Raw genomic sequence first — 17803 nt, 5'->3', positions numbered from 1 at the left:
CCGTGGGCCATAACCTGATCTGCCAATATTCACATGATACTTAAAATGAATCGTTCGATTCACAAATCGTCATGATCCAGTACTGACAATGCCTTACGCCAGGATATCCCCCGCATTGTCAGCAAAAGTTACGGCAAAGAGGGAATTTTGTAAAAAATTGGTTTTGCTATCGCGCCGGTATATCCACTATATTACCAGGCGAAATATCTCTGGGTGATGTAGTAAATGATTGGTGATTTTAATCAGTTACGTTGTTTTATCACGTTAGCTGAAGAGCTGCACTTTGGGCGAGCTGCTGCGCGTCTTTTTATGACTCAACCACCGTTAAGCCGGCAAATACAACTGCTGGAAGAAGCGCTGGGCGTGCGGTTGTTTGAACGTAACAGTCGAATGGTACGCCTGACAGAAGCCGGTGAGGATTTTCTTGCATCTGCGATAAATATGCTGGCGATGGCTGAACAGTCAGTAAAAAAAGCACAGAAAATCCAAAGTGGTTGTGCTGGCCATGTCACCCTCGGATTTACTGCGGTGTCTGGTTATAGTCTTCTGCCTCATATTATTCATCAGGCCAACATTCACCTGCCTGATATTGAGATCACGCTTAAAGAGATGATTTCAGCCAAACAGGTTGCAGAGTTGAGTGCCGGGACTATCTCTCTGGCGCTGATGCGGCCGACGATTATGTCAAAGAGTTATCTGTCCCATAGTCGTTTTCATCGGGAACCGGTGGTACTTGCCATGCCCCGGGATCATGCATTGAGTGCGTGCGAAAAAATTACACTGTCGGATTTACGCCATCAGTCATTTATCAGTTACTCTCCTGATGATGGAAGGTATTTTTACGAATTAACATTAGATCTGCTGGCGGATATCAATCCACCACCAAAATTCATTCAATACCTTGGGCAAACACACAGTATTCTGGCGCTGGTGAATGCGGGTATGGGTATCGCCCTGGTGCCTACATCTGCAAAAAAAATTGGATTTTCCAATGTTTGTTTTCGTCCACTATGGCCCTCTTCACGCCATTCTGAAGTGTGGTTGTCCTGGCGTAACGATCAACAGACTGCTGCCGAAAAGACCATGCGAGATTTTATTCTGTCGTTAAAATCAGAATAAAACACCAGAGCATTCATCGCTGTTTTAAATCTCGTTAATTCATACGGGGGTAATCCCCTGCTTTATTTTTATGATTATTAATAATTATAAACATGTCGTTTATATTGGTTTATATGTGAGGGAAAATGAGTAACTATGGTTTGACCCGAAGGCGTTTCCTGAGTGGAACCTTTGTCGCGATCGGCGCACTTTCTGTAAAATATGGAACATCAAATGTATTTGCAGCCGTATCTGCGCCTTTACAGGATTTGGCAAGTTATCAACCAAACTTTTTTACTGCTGATGAATGGAAGTTCATTCTGTCATTATGTGACCGCCTTATTCCTTCTGATGAAAATGGGCCAGGTGCACTTGAAACGCACGTTCCTGTTTTTCTTGATAAGCAATTACTTACCTCGTACGGCCTCGGCCACGACTGGTATATGAAAGGTCCATTTAATAGCCAGGCCAGTCACCTTTTCGGATATCAGATGCCGTTTAACTTACAAGTGCTTTATCGTAAGGGCATTGAACTGACCAATAAGTTTACCCATGAAAAGTACAGTAAATCATTTACTGCTCTCAGTAACCAGCAGCGAAATGATGTTATATCCGCACTTGAGAAGGGTAACGTAGACTTCAAACAATTTGGGGAGAATGATCTTAATTCATCTTTCTTCCTTACGCGCGTCCTTGAGAATGTTAAAGAAGGTTATCTGTCCGATCCCCAATATGGGGGTAATAAAGATATGGCGGCCTGGAAAATGATCGGTTTCCCCGGTGCACGTGCAAGTTTCCCGCAGTGGATTCGCATGCATAACATTAAATATCCATTAGGTCCGGTTTCTGTTAAGGGCGATCAGGCTTAAGGCCTGGAAATAAAATATGAAAAAAGTTAATGATGCAGTTGATGTCGTAGTCGTCGGACTGGGATGGACCGGCGCAATTATGAGTATTGAGTTAGCGAAAGCAGGTCTTAAAGTTCGGGCACTGGAACGCGGAGCCGATCGTCCCGCTTCTGAATGGGGATACCCAAACCCCGCCGATGAGCTGGCCAATACCAAACGCCATGTCCTGATGCAGAAACCGTCTCAGGATGCTTTTACGGTCAGGCACAATGCCGGTGAAACGGCTTTACCTATGCGTGAATTAGGTGCTTTTCGTCTGGGAGATGGTGTTGGTGGCGCAGGGCTGCACTGGACAGCCATGCTCATCCGGCCTACGCCAAACGACCTGAAACTGAAAACCTTTGCGGATACGCACTATGATAAAGGCCAGTTGGACGAAGAGTTACGGATCATGGACTTCCCGTTCACCTGGGATGAAATTGAACCTCATTTTGACTTCTTTGATAAAGTCTGCGGCACCTCAGGGACGACGGGTAATCTCAATGGCAAGATTTTGCCTGGCGGCGACCCCTTTGAAGGCCCACGCTCGAACCCCTTCCCGACAAAAGCATTAGAGGATAGCCTGCAGAGTTCGATGTTCAGAAAAGCGGCGACTGAATTGGGCTATCACCCCTTCTCTAACCCTTCTGCGGCAGTTTCAGAAGCATGGACCAATCCGTACCGTCAGCAAATTGCGCCTTGTAACTATTGCGGCTTTTGCCAGTTCTATTCTTGTATCAATTATTCTAAAGCTTCACCGCAAACCACTATTCTGGATGCACTCAATTTGTATCCGAATTTTGATTATAAAACCCATGCTCATGTTATCCGCGTCGAAAAACACGCTGATGGCAAAACAGCGACGGGCGTAACCTATATAGATGCTGAAGGAAATGAGGTTTTCCAGCCGGCTAAAATTGTTATTCTGGCCTCCTTTGCGCTGAACAACGTACGCTTACTGCTTAATTCTAAGATCGGAAAGCCTTATAACCCCATCACCGAAGAAGGTGTTGTTGGTCGAAATTATGCTTATCAATATGGTGGCGGCTTTACCCTCTTTTATGACAAATTAGACTTCAATCCTTTCGCAACGGCCGGACCCACCGGAGTCATGTTCAATGACTTTGGGCCAGGTAATTTTGATGCCTCACAACTGGGCTTTATTGGCGGTGCTAAAATGCACAGCTCTCAGGCCACGGGAACGCCGATGGCCAGTGCTTTGAAGGGTGGCACGGATAAGTGGGGTGCAGGCTGGAAAAAAGGCATTAAAGAAAGTTACGGTCATTCAATGGGCATGAAGATGACAGTATCAAACATGTCAACGCGCGGTAACTTCCTTGATCTCGACCCGAATTATACCGACCAGTATGGACTGCCACTATTGCGTATGACGTATGATTTTGTGCATAACGATATCAAATTAATGCGCTACCTCCGTGATAAAATGATGGATATCGTTAAACATCTAAATCCGGATAGTTATACAGAAAGTATCGCGAACTTTGACAGTCATTTTAATATTTCACCAGCCTATAGCTCAACCCATAATACGGGTGGCGCGGTAATGGGCGACGATCCTAAAACATCGGTGGTCAATCGTTATCTGCAAAGCTGGGATGTTCACAATGTGTTTGTGCAAGGAGCCTGCGCCTTCCCACAAAACTTCCAGGCAAACCCAACAGCACTGGTGGGTGCTTTGGCCTACTGGTCAGCAAAGGCTATCAAAGAACAATATATTGGCCAGCCGGGTCCATTGGTACAGGTATAGGTGAAATAATGAAGCATATTGCGAAAATTTTATTATTAACACTCCCGTTATCCTGGGCGGCAATGGCGAATGCAGATCAGAACCCGCAGGATTTAATCGCAAAAGGCGCTTATCTGGCCCGTGCTGGTGACTGCACGGCTTGCCATACTGCCAGTGGCGGTAAACCTTTTGCTGGTGGATATAAAATTGTCAGTGGGCTAGGAACCATTTTCTCTACGAATATTACCCCATCCAAAACCGCGGGTATTGGTAACTATTCAGAAAAACAGTTCGCGGATGCAGTGAGAAAAGGTATACGTGCCGATGGAGCTTATCTCTACCCAGCGATGCCATATCCAGATTACAGAGGCATAACGGATGCAGATATTCATGCGCTCTATACCTACTTCATGCAGGGCGTGGCCCCGGTTGATCGTGCGGCACCCGCAACTGATTTAAGTTTTCCATTTAGTCAGCGCTGGGGAATGCGTTTCTGGAACTATGTCTTCACCGATGACAAAGATTTTCAGGCTGCCTCCCCGGCCAACGAAGAGATTAATCGTGGAAAATATCTGGTAGAAACATTAGGTCACTGTGGCAGTTGCCACACGCCTCGCGGTATCGCAATGCAGGAGAAAAGCCTGAACGATAGCGATAGCACATTCCTCGCAGGCGGGGATCTTAATGGCTGGCCGGTTCCTTCCCTTCGTCACATGGACGGCTGGAAAGATAAAGATATTGCTGATTATCTGGGCTCCGGTCGTAACGATTTCGCTGCCGTAGGCGGTGAAATGACCAGCGTTGTTCAGCATAGTATGCAATATATGTCTGATGCAGATCTGATGGCGATTGCGCACTATCTCAAATCGTTACCGGACGATAAGCCTGTCGGCAATAAAAAGCCTGATGCCATCCAGGCTTCGAGTGAAACAACTAAAATTCTGACCGAAGGTAAAAACCTCAGTTCAGGGCAGTTGCTTTACCTCAACAACTGCGAAGCCTGTCACTGGACTGATGGTAATGGTGCAAAAGGTATTTTCCCGCATCTGAATGGGTCAGATCTTGTTCGGGCTGATAATCCCAATGCCCTTATTGGCACGATTCTGAAAGGGGCACAGACACCTTCAACCACACGCTCGCCCTCTGTGCTGTTCATGCCAGGCTTTGCATCACGCCTGACAGATGAACAGGTCGCCGAACTGGCTACCTTTATTCGTGGCGGCTGGAGTAACAATGCTCCCGCAGTCACCACGGATCAGGTTAAAAAAGTTCGCGATAAAGAGTAAGTCACGTTGATTCAGGGGGCCACTTGATGTTCAGACATCGGTGGCACCCGTTCAATAATCACGTCCAGTATTTTGATTTGCTTAGCCATTTAATCATCCTCCACCCATCCTTCCTGGTAACACTCGCTTTAATATTCGCCCTACAACAGTAGATATTTATTCCACTCGGGTATTATAAAGAAACCATCGATTTTCAATACAACATTAACAACGCTGCGTTATTTCATTGTGGAATGAATAATTCGTATAAGAATATGCTGATATCTCATTATGTCACGTATTTCCAGTTTGGTATTCTGAATATGATTTTTCCTCATTTAAATAACAACATGTTAACACCAGGATCGATATGTTAAATTCAAAACCACCCACCAGAAATATACTTCTAAGCACATTAATTGCTCTCGCTATTTCATCTACTTCAGTGCAAGCTGAGGATGACACCGGGGTTCCGGCGAAATTTAACTTTCAGGTAAAACCCGACACCAACATCCAGAAATTATTACCTACTGAGACGATACAAAAAGGATATTTTATCGCGGGAACGAACCCCAACACCCCACCCACCACATTTCTGTTAGACGATAACAAAACGCTCTCAGGCCGGGATGTTGATCTCATGAATGCCATCGGCCAACGACTTGGATTGAAAGTCATCTGGAAAGACAGTGGCGGCTTTAACAATGTCATTCCCGGTTTAAAAACCGGTCGTTTTGACATGGTGCTTTCTAATATAAGGCCCAGTAAGACGCGTTTTGCTCAAATTGATTTTTTAAGTTATTTCGATAGTTCCCGCCAGGCGGTTATCTCTCGTAAAGACAGTGATATCGCACCATTCAAAAGCTTAAATGCACTTTGTGGTCAAACGGTAGGCGCTGGAGTGGGCACAGCACAGATTGGATTACTCAACGATGCAAGCAAAATATGTGTTAGCGAAGGAAAGTCAGCGATCGCCGTCGCAGTATTTCCCAGCCGTCCTGATGGTATCGTTGCCGTATTAAGTAACAGAATCCCTTTCTATTACGGTCCCTGGGAAGGCCTGGCATGGCAGGCAGATAAGATAAAAAACCTGGCAATAACAGGTGAAATTAACGTAAACGAGCCACCGATGTCGATTGGTTTCCCAAAGGGATCGCCTAATGAAAAAGCGGTTCAGGCAGCACTGAATTCGTTGATTCAAGATGGCACCTACCAAAAAATCCTTGATCACTGGTTGATTGGCTATGGTGCAGTTAAAGAAGCCAGGCTTAATGAAGACGTTTTTAGCACACACACAGGATAATTTATGAGCGGCTTACAGATCTTAAAAAGAAAAAATAAGCCCAGCGCACAACAGATTGCACTTTATCGCGATTTGCCTGTGGCGAATATTAGCGATGCTATGTATCGCCTGAGCGCGGGAGGGACACACCTACGCCCTTATCATGCTGGTGGATATATGTCTGGCGCAGCTTTGACAGTGAAATGCCGGCCTGGGGATAATCTGTTGGTACACTATGCTCTGAACATTGCAGAGCCCGGTGATGTTATTGTCGTGGATGCCGGAGGGGATTTAACCAATGCCATTGTAGGTGAGTTAATGCTGACTTACGCCGCAAAAAAGGGGGTTGCCGGTGTGGTTATTCATGGTGCTATTCGTGATAGCCAAAGTATTCGTCAGAATGATTTTCCCGTATATGCTGCCGGTATTACACATCGAGGACCTTATAAGGATGGTCCGGGTGAAGTGAATGTGCCTGTATCACTTAATGGCATGGTGATTGAAGCTGGCGACCTGGTCATAGGTGATGCAGATGGTGTGCTGTGCGTCCCCTATGCTCTGATTGATGAGGTCTACGAAATGGCCAGTCAACGTCATAGCAGTGAAGAAATAAAACTGCAGAATATTAAATCAGGGAAAAATAACCGGAACTGGGTGTATGAGAAATTACAAGCACTAGGTTACATATTACCTGAGTAAGAAATTGTTATAGCGAAAACAGGCACAGCAGGCTTCTCATTGAATAAAAATACTATTCGATGATCACACCACACTGTGCCTGTTTTTATTTCCCGCCTGTTACTTGAAATAACTCAGAGCCAGACGGGATTACGGGACCGATTAGCCCTGCAGCAGTGACAGAACCTGCTGTGGAACCTGGTTCGCTTTCGCCAACACGGAGTTACCTGCCTGCTGGATGATCTGCGCTTTCGACATGTTCGACACTTCGGTCGCGTAGTCCGCATCCTGAATACGCGACTGCGCTTCAGACAGGTTGGTGGTGGTGTTGTTCAGGTTGGTGATAGCAGAGTCCAGACGGTTCTGTACCGCACCCAGGCTTGAACGGAAGGTATCAACCTGAGAAATCGCTTTGTCCAGCAGCGCCAGTGGATCGCTGGTGGCCACACCGGTGTACAGGTTAGAATTGTCTGCATCTGCGATGTCGTCGATGTCGCTCTTACCGGTGGTCGCGGTTGCGCCGCCGTTAACGATAGCAGAAGCTGCTACAGAGTAGTCTTTGCCCTGTACAGAAACGAAGCCCACTGCGCCGCCGCTGGCGTCTGCGCCGACTTTGATTGGCTGACCAGACATTACGCCTGAAGATACGCCGTTTGCAGTATCTTCGTAATCCACTTCGGTGGTGTTCAGTTTAACTGCGCCGCCTGAACCAACAGATACAGAGTAGTTATCAGTACCGTTGCTCACGACATAGGTAGAAGTCGCGTCACCGTTGCTGTCCAGTACGCTGTGCAGAGACAGGTTGCTGGCATCGGTTTTCAGTGCGCTTGCGACTGAGCTCAGGTCCACATCTTTCATTGCGGTGCCAGAAGAAGAAGCATCGCCGATGGTGGTGATATCGTCGCTCAGTTTCAGCGAGTTGCTGTCTACTGAGAAGCCTTTCAGGCCCAGAGAAGAGGAGTCGATTTTCTGCAGGTCGATAGAGATGGTTTCGCCATCGTTAGAACCTACCTGAATTTTCATTGAACCGTTTTTCGCCAGCACGTTCACGCCGTTGAACTGGGTCTGACCTGATACGCGGTCAATTTCGTCCAGACGAGATTTGATTTCGTCCTGGATTGAAGTCTGGTCAGAATCGGAGTTGGTGCCGTTCTGAGACTGTACAGTCAGTTCACGGATACGCTGTAAGTTGTTGTTGATTTCTGACAGTGCGCCTTCAGTGGTCTGCGCAGCTGAGATACCGTCGTTAGCGTTACGTGCAGCCTGAGTCAGGCCGTTGATGCTTGAAGTGAAACGGTTAGCAATTGCTTCGCCAGCCGCATCGTCTTTTGCGCTGTTGATACGCAGACCTGATGACAGACGCTCAATCGAGGTAGACAGTGCAGACTGGTTTTTGTTGATGTTGTTTTGTGTGATCAGCGAGAGGCTGTTAGTATTAATGACCTGTGCCATGGTTTCAGTTCCTGTTATTCAAGTCTACGGTTACGTTGTGGGTTCAACCCGTCGGCTTCATCGCCGTCAAAGTTGTTATCGTCTGTCCCCCCGGAACCTTTAGATTTTTTTTCCTGTCGCCGCAAAAAACCTGACCCGCCGAAATACCCCTCTTTATTGCAGCTGTTCCCGACATTATCTCCCTGTCCTGCACCGTAAACTTTTTTTCAGAATGGCCGATAACCCCGCTATTCCCTTTCCGTGTCGACAAGATAAGGATCTACTATGGCAGCAACGATAACGAACCTGGGAGTCGGTTCTGGCCTCAACTTAAGCGATATTCTGGACAGCCTGGAAACCGCTGAGAAAGCCTCTCTGACCCCCATTTCTACCCAGCAGACCTCTTACACCGCTAAACTTTCCGCGTATGCCACGCTGAAAAGCGCGCTGACCACGTTCCAGACCGCGAACACCACGCTGAATGATGCGGACCTGTTCACCGCCACCTCGGCCACCAGCAGCACCTCTTCCGTGAGCGCTACCACGTCTGGCACCACCGTTGCCGGACGCTATACCATCAGCGTTTCACAGCTGGCGCAGGCGCAGACGCTGACCACAGCGGTACAATCCAGCAACTCCACTGCGCTGGGCGACAGCTCGGCCACCAGCCGCAGTCTGGCGATCACCCTGGCCGATGGCACCAGCAAAAGCATTTCCCTGACCACTGCGCAAACGTCGCTGACCGGTATGCGTGATGCAATCAATGGCGCCGATGCAGGCGTCAGTGCCAGTATCATTAAAGTGGCTGATGGCAGCTATCGCCTGTCATTAACCTCCAGTGAAACCGGTACCGATAACGCGGTCTCTTCACTGACCGTGACGGGTGACGATACGCTGCAAAACATTATTGGCTATGACGCAACGGCCAGCAGCAACCCGATGACAGAAAGCGTTACGGCGCAGAATGCCAAGCTGACGGTGAATAACGTTGCGATTGAAAACAGCAGCAACACCATCGACGATGCGCTGGAAGGCATTACGCTGAACCTGAATGATGTCACCACTGGCAACCAGACGCTGACCATCACCAAGGACACCAGTAAGGCCGAAAACGCGGTTAAAGGCTTTGTCGATGCTTACAATACCCTGCTTGACCAGTTCAGTTCACTGACCAAGTACACGGCAGTTGATGCCGGTTCAGACTCGCAGGACTCCAGCAACGGCGCACTGGTGGGTGACAGCACCCTGCGCACCATTCAGACCCAGTTGAAGAGCCTGCTGACCAACTCCTCCAGCACCTCCAGCTTTAAAACACTGGCGCAAATCGGTGTCACCACCGACCCGACCAGCGGTGAACTGGAACTGGACACCGATAAGCTGGAAACGGCACTGAGCGATGACTCCGATGGCGTGAAAGCGATGATCATTGGTGATGGCAAAACCACCGGTATTGCGACCACCGTGGCCAGCAGCCTGACCACCTGGCTCTCCAGCACCGGTATTGTCCAGGCCGCGACCGATGGCGTGAGCAAGACGCTCAACAACCTGACTGAGCAGTACAACAATATGAGCGATCGCATCGATGACCTGATCGCGCGTTATAAAACCCAGTTCACCGCGCTGGATGTGACGATGAGTAAGCTGAACAGCACCAGTACTTATCTGACGCAGCAGTTCTCGACCACCTCTTCCAGCTCCAGTAGCTCATCCTGATAAGGAGTGACTATGTACAGTGCGACAGGTACCCAGGCCTACGCAAAGATTGGCGTAGAGAGTGCGGTAATGAGCGCCAGCCAGCAGCAGTTAGTCACGATGTTGTTTGATGGCGCATTAAGTGCGTTGATTCGCGCGCGTCTGTTCATGCAGGAAGACAACCTGCAAGGCAAAGGCAATGCGCTCTCGAAGGCGATTAATATCATCGAGAATGGCCTAAAACAGGGCCTGGATGAACAGAGCGGCGATGAGCTGACCACCAATCTGGTGGCACTTTACGCCTATATGGTGCGCCGTCTGTTGCAGGCAAACCTGCGCAATGAAGTGGCAGCGGTAGAAGAAGTGGAAGGCCTTCTGCGTAATATCGCTGATGCCTGGCGTGAAGTGGCGATGCCTGGCCAACTACAGGATGCGGTGTAATGAACACGACATGGCAACAGGTGCTGCAGCAGAGCAATACGCTGTTACAGCTGGCCTCCATTGGCGAGTGGGATTCATTGATCGCATTGCGCCCGGCCTATAGCGAGGCGGTGCAGGCACTGCCGCTAACCGCCCTTGATACGCGAGATCAGCTGCTGTTTACGCAAATCCGTGATAACGATCAACAGCTTAAACAGTTGATGGCTAACCGGATGAACGAACTGACCACCCTGATTGGACAATCCTCTAATCAAAAATCCGTGATGAACGCCTACGGTAAACAGGGCGGACAGATGCTGTTACCGCGCGATAACGGCTAATTCCCTCCCACAATAAACGCCCTTTTTTCATCATCGGGGCGTTTTTTTTTGCACTTCATCCATACTCAGTATTCCCTCTCTGTGGAGTGCATGAACGATGTCTAACCCAACATTATTGCAGTTTTTCCACTGGTACTACCCAGACGGCGGCAAACTCTGGCCTGAAGTGGCGGAGAAAGCGGCCTGGCTGAGTGAAGTGGGTATCACAATGGTATGGCTACCGCCGGCGTACAAAGGCGAATCAGGAGGGTTTTCGGTAGGTTATGACACCTATGATCTGTTTGACCTGGGGGAGTTTGATCAAAAAGGCAGTGTTGCCACCAAATATGGCGATAAAGCGCAATTACTGGCGGCCGTGGACAGCCTGCGCAGCCATAACGTTGGCGTATTGATGGATGTGGTGCTGAACCACAAAATGGGGGCCGATGAAAAAGAGCGCGTGCAGATCAATCGCGTCAATCCGGACAACCGCGAAGAGATCAGTGAAGAGGTGATTGAGGCCGAGGCCTGGACACGTTTCACCTTCCCCGTGCGCGGCGGGCAGTATTCGCAGTTTATCTGGGACTATAAATGCTTCAGCGGCGTCGACCACATTGAAAATCCCGATGAGAACGGGGTATTCAAAATCGTCAACGACTACACCGCAGAAGGCTGGAACGATCAGGTAGATGACGAGCTGGGAAATTTTGACTACCTGATGGGCGCCAATATCGACTTCCGTAACAACGCCGTCAGTGAAGAACTGAAATACTGGGCGCGCTGGGTGATGCAGCAAGTCCCCTGCACCGGCTTCCGCCTCGACGCAGTCAAACATATTCCTGCGTGGTTCTATAAAACCTGGATTGATCACATTCAGGAGGCGGCCGAACAGCCGATGTTTATCGTGGCGGAATACTGGTCGTTTGAAATCGACAAGTTGCAGGAGTATATCCATCAGGTCGAGGGCAAAACCATGCTGTTTGATGCCCCGCTACACATGAACTTCCACCACGCTTCTACCGCCGGTAGCGATTTTAATCTGAGTACCATTTTCGATGGCACCCTGGTGCAGGCCGATCCGTGGCACGCGGTAACCATTGTCGCCAACCACGACACTCAGCCGCTGCAATCACTGGAAGCCCCGGTGGAACCCTGGTTTAAACCCCTGGCTTACGCGCTGATCTTATTGCGTGAGCAGGGCTTGCCCACCGTGTTCTACCCGGACCTGTTCGGGGCGCATTACGAAGATGAAGGCGGCGACGGTGAAATTTATGCTATCGATATGCCCGTCATCCCTGAGCTGCAAGCGCTGATGCAGGCGCGTCAGCAGTTCGCCTGGGGCGCGCAGACCGACTACTTTGACCACCCCAACTGCGTTGCTTTCAGTCGCAGCGGCACTGAAGAACATCCGGGTTGCGTGGTGGTGATGTCGAACGGCGAAGCGGGAGAGAAAACCATCACGCTGGGCGAAGGGTTTGCGGGCAAGCAATGGCGAGATTATCTGGGCCACCGGGAAGAGATGATTACCCTGGATGAGGCCGGTGTGGCGGCTTTCTATTGTAATGCGGGTAGTGTTAGCGTTTGGGTCTTAAGCGAATAAACGCCTGGCCCTCTTAAGCAGCTTAAGAGGGCCAGCCATCATCATTAACGTCCAGCGATTAACCGACCAGCATCAGCTCACGTTCTGCTTCAGCGGGTGCGCTAAGCAGTGACATCAACACATCCTGCACCGCCTGCGCCGAAGCCGACATGGGCAGACGCGATGAGACATTCAGCGTTAATGGCAGATTCAGCGAAGGCGTCGTAATGCGTGCCATCCATGCCTGGGTTGATGCCACCAGCGCACGTGCGGCTGATTCTGGCAACAGTGTGACACCCATGCCACTGGACACTGCCGCCGTGAGGGTGGCAATCGACTCAATCTCACCGACAATGCGGGCGCTCAAACGGCGCAGCGAGAAGGCTTCATCCACACGCTGACGTACCGCACTGTAATCTCGCGGCAGGAAGAGGTTCATCTGCGCCACATCGGCCAGATCCACCGAGCTGCCTGGGCAGTCCGTTGCACCAACCAGATAGAGGTCTTCCTTTAATAACGTGGTGCTGTTGAGTCCGGCAATCACGGTGCGGTCATACAGGATAGCCATATCCAGTTGGCCGTTAGCCACTTTCTCATTCAGCGTATTGCCGCTGTTTTCATGCAGATACACTACGATTTCTGGATACTGTTCACGGACTTTTTGCAGTAACGGCATGGTCAGTGATGACGCCGCCGTGCCCGGTGCCAGGCCAATGGAGACCTGACCATTCAGTGTCTGACCGGCATTAATCACGGCCGTTTGCGCCTGTTCACACTGACGCAGAATGGTACGTGCATGGGAATAAAGAATCTTCCCGGCTTCGGTGGGGGTGACGCCACGTTTTGTGCGGATCAGCAGTTGTTGATCGAGTTCGCTTTCCAGCGTCGCCACCTGCTGGCTCAGCGCAGGTTGCGCAATATGCAGCACTTCCGCCGCCTGAGTCAGGCTGCCGATATCGACGATTTTTACAAAATACTTCAGCCGTCTTAAGTTCATATTGCCTCCATCACCTGTCGCAAAAAACTTTGTGAGTGTTATGTGCCGCTGTGCAGCTTGATGAATAAGAGATTGCAATATGCAGGCCAGAAATTGGCGCGGGTGTAAATTTTTGTCATGAGCCGGGCTAATTGGGCGGAAAATAAGCCTTTCTGATTATTTCTGCGACGGGATTAATCCCGCTAACCGAGATTGCCTGCTGCGAGCGGGTCGCAGTTGCACGTTGCTGGTGCAAAAAATGCCTGTCAGGCGTGCATAAAAGTGATGGCTCAGGAGCCATTCTGGTGCATGGGATCACATAATCGGGCAAAAGTTGAGGTAAAACGGTGGAATAGTCATCAATCTGCGGGGGGTGTCAGCAGGAAAACTTATTGTGCGAGAGAGCCTCTTCACCCGATGCAACGACGATGAAGAGGCCTGGAGAACTTAACGTTTTTTACGGTTGCGGCGCATATCAATCGTCACGGCCGCGACGATAATGATGCCCTTGATGATGTCCTGCACGTAAGCATCAACCCCGACGAAGGTGAATCCGCTTTTAATCAGGCCAAGGATCACCGCACCAATCAGCGTACCGGTAATGCGACCCACGCCGCCCATCAGGCTGCTACCACCGATGACCGCAGCGGCGATGGCATCCAGCTCATAGGCCATCCCCATGCTTGACTGCCCGCTGCTCACCCTTGCGGCCAGCACCACTCCTGCCAGGCCAGACAGCGCACCGGCAATGGTATAAACGATGATCAGGTACTTATTCACCTTGATGCCAGAGACTTTGGCCGAGGTCATGTTACCGCCAATGGCATACACATATTTGCCGTAGCGGGTGTGTTTGAGCGCCACATGGAACAGCGCTGCCACCACGAGGAAAATAATCACCGGCATCGCGCCTTGGCCGATTGACGTAAAGCCATCAGACAGGAAGCTGATCGGATTGCCCTGGGTGTAGTACTGTGCCAAACCGCGTGCTGATACCATCATACCGAGGGTAGCAATAAACGGAGGAATACCAGTCCGGGTGATCAGGAAACCGTTGCACAAGCCACAGAGCAAGCCGACCCCAATCCCCGCGACAATCGGGATGACCGCAGGTAGGTTCACCAGTGAAGGGAACATCGGCGAGAGGCTGTCGGACGTTTGCGCCAGGCTGGCAGCCACTACAGCGGTTAAAGCAATCACCGAGCCGGAGGAGAGGTCGATCCCGGTGGTAATAATGACCTGTGTCACCCCCACCGCGATAATGCCGATAATCGCGACCTGCAGCACGATCAACACCAGACGGTTGGTGTTCATCAGGAATGACTGATCGCGCACATACCAACCGGCAATTTCGAACACCAGCGCAATGCCGATCATCACGATAAAGATACCGGTGTCTTTCGGCAGTTTATGCCGCAGGTTACTAAAGAAAGAACGCTGCTCACTATTTGTAGGTGTTGCTGTAATTTTCATATTGCTCATGGTGTGCGCCTCAGTCGGATGCCAACGACAAGATGGTTTCCTGGTCGGCTTCTTCTTTATCGAGGATGCCGGTAATTCGCCCTTCATGCATGACCATGACGCGGTCACTCATACCGAGAATTTCTGGTAATTCAGAAGAGACCATAATGATGGCGACCCCACGGTTCGCCAGTTCACTGATCAAACGATAGATTTCAGCCTTCGCGCCAACGTCGATACCGCGCGTAGGTTCATCAAGGATTAAGATTTTTGGCTGTGCCAGTAACCAGCGCGCAATCAACACTTTTTGCTGATTCCCCCCGCTGAGGTTATTAATAATCTGATCCATGGTCGGGGTTTTAATATTCAGGCGACGTATCTGTTCCATACAGTCCTGCGCCATTTTGACATGGCTGACAAACCCGGCCTTGCCGATATATTCCGGCATATTGACGATACTCATGTTTTCTAACACTGACAGAACAAGGAACAGCCCCGATTTTTTGCGATCTTCGGTTAAAAACGCCATGCCTTTTTCGATAGCCGTAGAAGGTGCATCGATCTTGACGGGGACGCCGTCGATCAAGACTTCACCGCTATCGAAACTTTCCATCCCAAACAGACTTTCCATCACCTCACTACGGCCAGCCCCCACCAGCCCGGCAACGCCAAGGATCTCGCCCCGGCGCACGTTAAAGCTGACATCATGGAAGCGATCTTTACTGCACAGATTGCGCACCGTAAGGACATCTTCACCGATGGCGTTGTTGAATTTAGGAAACAGTTGGGTCAGTTCGCGTCCTACCATCTGGGTAATCAGTGACTGACGCGTAAACTCAGTGGTGTGTTTGCTGCCGATCCAGGTGCCGTCACGGAACACGCTGATTTCATCGGTGATGGCAAAGATCTCATCCATTTTGTGACTGATATAGATGATGGCTTTACCCTGCTCGCGCAGGTCACGAATGATGGTGAACAGATGGGCGACTTCACTCTCGGTTAAAGCAGAGGTGGGCTCGTCCATGATCACAATGTCTGAGTTCCAGGATACCGCCTTGGCAATTTCTACCATCTGCTGTGCGGCGATGCTGAGTTCGCCCACCAGTCGGTCGGCTTTAAGCCGGATGTTCAGGCGGTTGAGCAGTGCCTGGGTCTGCGTATTCAGGGTAGCGTGGTCGACAAACCCATATTTCATCGGCTCACGGCCCAGCCAGATATTCTCAGCAACCGTCATATACGGCACCAGGTTTAACTCCTGGTGGATCATTGAGATCCCTGAACGTAACGCATCCATCGTATCGTGGAACTGGACCTGCTCGCCTTTAATGCGAATGGTGCCCTGATCGGGGGTATACATCCCGATCAGGCACTTCATTAAAGTCGATTTGCCCGCGCCGTTTTCGCCCATTAAGGCATGTACTGTTCCTGGACGCACACGCAGTGAGACATTATCCAGTGCTTTGACTCCAGGGAAGAACTTACTGATACCTTCGGCTTCAAGCGCAAAAGCATTCATGATTCACCTCCGTACTACGCAACCGGGATTGGTTATTTCTGATTTTTATTTAAGAACTCGGCCATATTGTCTTTGGTAATCAACTGGTAAGGGATGTTGATCACTTTGTCGACCTTCTCGCCGTTTGCCAGTTTCACCGCAGCGTCTACTGCACCTTCACCCTGCCCTTTTGCGTCCTGGAATACGGTGGCCACCATCTTGCCGTTTTTCAGCATCTGCAAGGCATCTGGCGTACCGTCTACACCGGCAATCAGGATGTGATTCGGGTTTTTACCCAATGCCTGGAGTGCGCCAATCGCCATCTCATCGTTATTTGACGCAATCGCCTGAATATCATCTCCCGCAGTTAACCAGTTACTCACCACATCTACTGCGTCATTGCGCATAAATTTCGCGGTTTGTTTCTGCACCACTTTAATGCCCGGGTATTTAGCCGCGACCGCCTCTACGCCTTTGGTACGGTCACGGGTCGATTCGTTAGCCAGATCCCCCATTAAGATCGCCACGTTGCCTTTACCGTTCATCGCTTTTGCCAGCGCTTCCATTTGCAAGCGTCCCGCTAACTCAGAATCCGAACCGACATAGGCCATTTTGTCGCCCAGTTCACCAGCGGGCTTACGGTTAACAAACACCAGTGGAATATTGGCTTTTGTCGCCGCATCGACGATAGGTTTTACCGCGTTGGTATCCACCGGATTAACGATGATGGCGTCAACACCCTGACCAATAAAGTTCTGGACCTGCTGCAACTGCTGTGAGACATCACCCTTGGCATCTTCGACCTGACCTTTGATGTTGTCTTTGGTCATCTCTTTTTGCATCGACGTACGTAAGATGGTCAGAAAGTTATCGTCGAACAGCGCCATAGAGACGCCCACCTGAAGATCTTTCGCCATTGCGGCGGCAGGCAGCATGCAAACTAACAGTGAAGCAACGATGGTTTTTTTGATGTTCATAAATGACCCTTTATTGTTCGTTAACTTGCCCAGGGTGGCTGCCACCGCGAATGAAAAAAAACTTTCATTCATGCAACGCTGCTGGTGTTTTTCATCTGTAGGTAAAGAAACAATCTATCAATGCCACGGCTTTCCTTTGCGAGAAAATCACCCTATCTGTCTGTAATTAAATCGTTTTCTCCTGATGTCTTTTACTGTGCCCTGGGGTTGTTCACGTCGGTGATAGTTAGCAGTTCATTTATTTCACCAAGTGATATTTTGAAATTTTCATCATAAAAGCACTGAAATGATTGTTTTAGAATCACCGAATAACAAAAATTTGACACGCCTCTAACATCTGCGCAGAAATCAGAGAAAAGTGAGATCCTGGCAGCAGTTTGAAAAGCCACCGATTCTGTTGAAAAGTCATCAGATTGCTGGTTTAAACGGCACTTGAACGCTAACAGTAAAATTTAGCTTTGACACAACCGGGGGAGGTCGATACTATGCGCCCCG

At 49.8% G+C, this 17803-nt stretch carries 15 protein-coding genes; 10 read left to right on the top strand and 5 right to left on the bottom strand.

Annotated elements, in window-relative coordinates; genetic code table 11:
- The first annotated feature begins 225 nt into the window (after positions 1 to 225).
- The 6 genes from B880_RS0109040 (at position 226) to B880_RS0109015 (ending at position 6978) form a co-directional block, all read left to right on the top strand.
- Positions 226 to 1119: a LysR family transcriptional regulator gene (locus tag B880_RS0109040; protein WP_017347074.1), complete on the top strand. Its 894-nt coding sequence runs from the start codon at positions 226 to 228 to the stop codon at positions 1117 to 1119.
- A 125-nt stretch (positions 1120 to 1244) separates the two neighbouring features.
- Positions 1245 to 1967, top strand: a complete 723-nt coding sequence (locus B880_RS0109035; RefSeq protein ID WP_026042518.1) for a gluconate 2-dehydrogenase subunit 3 family protein — start codon at positions 1245 to 1247, stop codon at positions 1965 to 1967.
- A gap of 16 nt (positions 1968 to 1983) precedes the next feature.
- The gene (locus B880_RS0109030) at positions 1984 to 3753 is read left to right on the top strand and encodes a GMC family oxidoreductase (RefSeq protein WP_017347071.1); all 1770 of its coding nucleotides are present in this window, start codon (positions 1984 to 1986) and stop codon (positions 3751 to 3753) included.
- 8 nt (positions 3754 to 3761) lie between these two features.
- Entirely contained in the window at positions 3762 to 5018 is a 1257-nt protein-coding gene (locus tag B880_RS0109025) for a c-type cytochrome (RefSeq protein WP_017347070.1), read from the top strand.
- A 349-nt stretch (positions 5019 to 5367) separates the two neighbouring features.
- Positions 5368 to 6300: an ABC transporter substrate-binding protein gene (locus tag B880_RS0109020; RefSeq protein WP_017347069.1), complete on the top strand. Its 933-nt coding sequence runs from the start codon at positions 5368 to 5370 to the stop codon at positions 6298 to 6300.
- Positions 6301 to 6303: 3 nt separating this feature from the next.
- Positions 6304 to 6978 carry an RraA family protein gene (locus B880_RS0109015; protein ID WP_017347068.1) on the top strand — a complete coding sequence of 225 codons (675 nt, stop codon included), beginning with the start codon at positions 6304 to 6306 and terminating at the stop codon, positions 6976 to 6978.
- Between the two features lie 141 nt (positions 6979 to 7119).
- On the opposite strand, the gene B880_RS0109010 is transcribed toward B880_RS0109015, so the two are convergent.
- Positions 7120 to 8409: a FliC/FljB family flagellin gene (locus B880_RS0109010; RefSeq protein WP_017347067.1), complete on the bottom strand. Its 1290-nt coding sequence runs from the start codon at positions 8407 to 8409 to the stop codon at positions 7120 to 7122.
- Positions 8410 to 8673: 264 nt separating this feature from the next.
- On the opposite strand from B880_RS0109010, the gene fliD reads away from it, so the two are divergent.
- The 4 genes from fliD (at position 8674) to amyA (ending at position 12420) form a co-directional block, all read left to right on the top strand.
- Positions 8674 to 10101, top strand: a complete 1428-nt coding sequence (gene fliD / locus B880_RS0109000) for a flagellar filament capping protein FliD (protein WP_017347065.1) — start codon at positions 8674 to 8676, stop codon at positions 10099 to 10101.
- 12 nt (positions 10102 to 10113) lie between these two features.
- Entirely contained in the window at positions 10114 to 10521 is a 408-nt protein-coding gene (gene fliS, locus B880_RS0108995) for a flagellar export chaperone FliS (RefSeq protein ID WP_017347064.1), read from the top strand.
- On the top strand, positions 10521 to 10841 hold the full coding sequence (gene fliT / locus B880_RS0108990; protein ID WP_017347063.1) for a flagellar protein FliT: 321 nt from the start codon (positions 10521 to 10523) through the stop codon (positions 10839 to 10841). Before fliS ends, fliT begins: the two co-directional genes overlap by 1 nt.
- 97 nt (positions 10842 to 10938) lie before the next feature.
- Positions 10939 to 12420, top strand: a complete 1482-nt coding sequence (gene amyA / locus B880_RS0108985) for an alpha-amylase (RefSeq protein WP_017347062.1) — start codon at positions 10939 to 10941, stop codon at positions 12418 to 12420.
- Between the two features lie 58 nt (positions 12421 to 12478).
- On the opposite strand, the gene nac is transcribed toward amyA, so the two are convergent.
- The 4 genes from nac to B880_RS0108965 all read right to left on the bottom strand — a co-directional run bounded on the left by nac (position 12479) and on the right by B880_RS0108965 (position 17308).
- Positions 12479 to 13396 (bottom strand): nitrogen assimilation transcriptional regulator NAC, encoded by a 918-nt coding sequence (nac, locus tag B880_RS0108980; RefSeq protein WP_017347061.1) that lies wholly within the window; start codon positions 13394 to 13396, stop codon positions 12479 to 12481.
- 426 nt (positions 13397 to 13822) lie between these two features.
- Positions 13823 to 14848: an ABC transporter permease gene (locus tag B880_RS0108975; RefSeq protein ID WP_026042516.1), complete on the bottom strand. Its 1026-nt coding sequence runs from the start codon at positions 14846 to 14848 to the stop codon at positions 13823 to 13825.
- Positions 14849 to 14867: 19 nt separating this feature from the next.
- Complete coding sequence (locus tag B880_RS0108970) at positions 14868 to 16352, bottom strand: sugar ABC transporter ATP-binding protein (RefSeq protein ID WP_017347059.1); 1485 nt, start codon at positions 16350 to 16352, stop codon at positions 14868 to 14870.
- A 32-nt stretch (positions 16353 to 16384) separates the two neighbouring features.
- Positions 16385 to 17308: a sugar ABC transporter substrate-binding protein gene (locus B880_RS0108965; protein ID WP_026042515.1), complete on the bottom strand. Its 924-nt coding sequence runs from the start codon at positions 17306 to 17308 to the stop codon at positions 16385 to 16387.
- Positions 17309 to 17803: the final 495 nt, after the last annotated feature.

It is taken from the genome of Pantoea sp. A4 (assembly GCF_000295955.2).
In the GTDB taxonomy this organism is placed as follows: Bacteria; Pseudomonadota; Gammaproteobacteria; order Enterobacterales; family Enterobacteriaceae; genus Pantoea; species Pantoea multigeneris.
This window is presented reverse-complemented; position numbering and strand designations above follow the sequence as displayed.

Bases quoted from the DNA above. Each gene is read 5' to 3' on its own strand.
- B880_RS0109040 (WP_017347074.1), top strand. From the start codon at position 226: ATGATTGGTGATTTTAATCAGTTACGTTGTTTTATCACGTTAGCTGAA.
- B880_RS0109035 (WP_026042518.1), top strand. From the start codon at position 1,245: ATGAGTAACTATGGTTTGACCCGAAGGCGTTTCCTGAGTGGAACCTTT.
- B880_RS0109030 (WP_017347071.1), top strand. From the start codon at position 1,984: ATGAAAAAAGTTAATGATGCAGTTGATGTCGTAGTCGTCGGACTGGGA.
- B880_RS0109025 (WP_017347070.1), top strand. From the start codon at position 3,762: ATGAAGCATATTGCGAAAATTTTATTATTAACACTCCCGTTATCCTGG.
- B880_RS0109020 (WP_017347069.1), top strand. From the start codon at position 5,368: ATGTTAAATTCAAAACCACCCACCAGAAATATACTTCTAAGCACATTA.
- B880_RS0109015 (WP_017347068.1), top strand. From the start codon at position 6,304: ATGAGCGGCTTACAGATCTTAAAAAGAAAAAATAAGCCCAGCGCACAA.
- B880_RS0109010 (WP_017347067.1), bottom strand. From the start codon at position 8,409: ATGGCACAGGTCATTAATACTAACAGCCTCTCGCTGATCACACAAAAC.
- fliD (WP_017347065.1), top strand. From the start codon at position 8,674: ATGGCAGCAACGATAACGAACCTGGGAGTCGGTTCTGGCCTCAACTTA.
- fliS (WP_017347064.1), top strand. From the start codon at position 10,114: ATGTACAGTGCGACAGGTACCCAGGCCTACGCAAAGATTGGCGTAGAG.
- fliT (WP_017347063.1), top strand. From the start codon at position 10,521: ATGAACACGACATGGCAACAGGTGCTGCAGCAGAGCAATACGCTGTTA.
- amyA (WP_017347062.1), top strand. From the start codon at position 10,939: ATGTCTAACCCAACATTATTGCAGTTTTTCCACTGGTACTACCCAGAC.
- nac (WP_017347061.1), bottom strand. From the start codon at position 13,396: ATGAACTTAAGACGGCTGAAGTATTTTGTAAAAATCGTCGATATCGGC.
- B880_RS0108975 (WP_026042516.1), bottom strand. From the start codon at position 14,848: ATGAAAATTACAGCAACACCTACAAATAGTGAGCAGCGTTCTTTCTTT.
- B880_RS0108970 (WP_017347059.1), bottom strand. From the start codon at position 16,352: ATGAATGCTTTTGCGCTTGAAGCCGAAGGTATCAGTAAGTTCTTCCCT.
- B880_RS0108965 (WP_026042515.1), bottom strand. From the start codon at position 17,308: ATGAACATCAAAAAAACCATCGTTGCTTCACTGTTAGTTTGCATGCTG.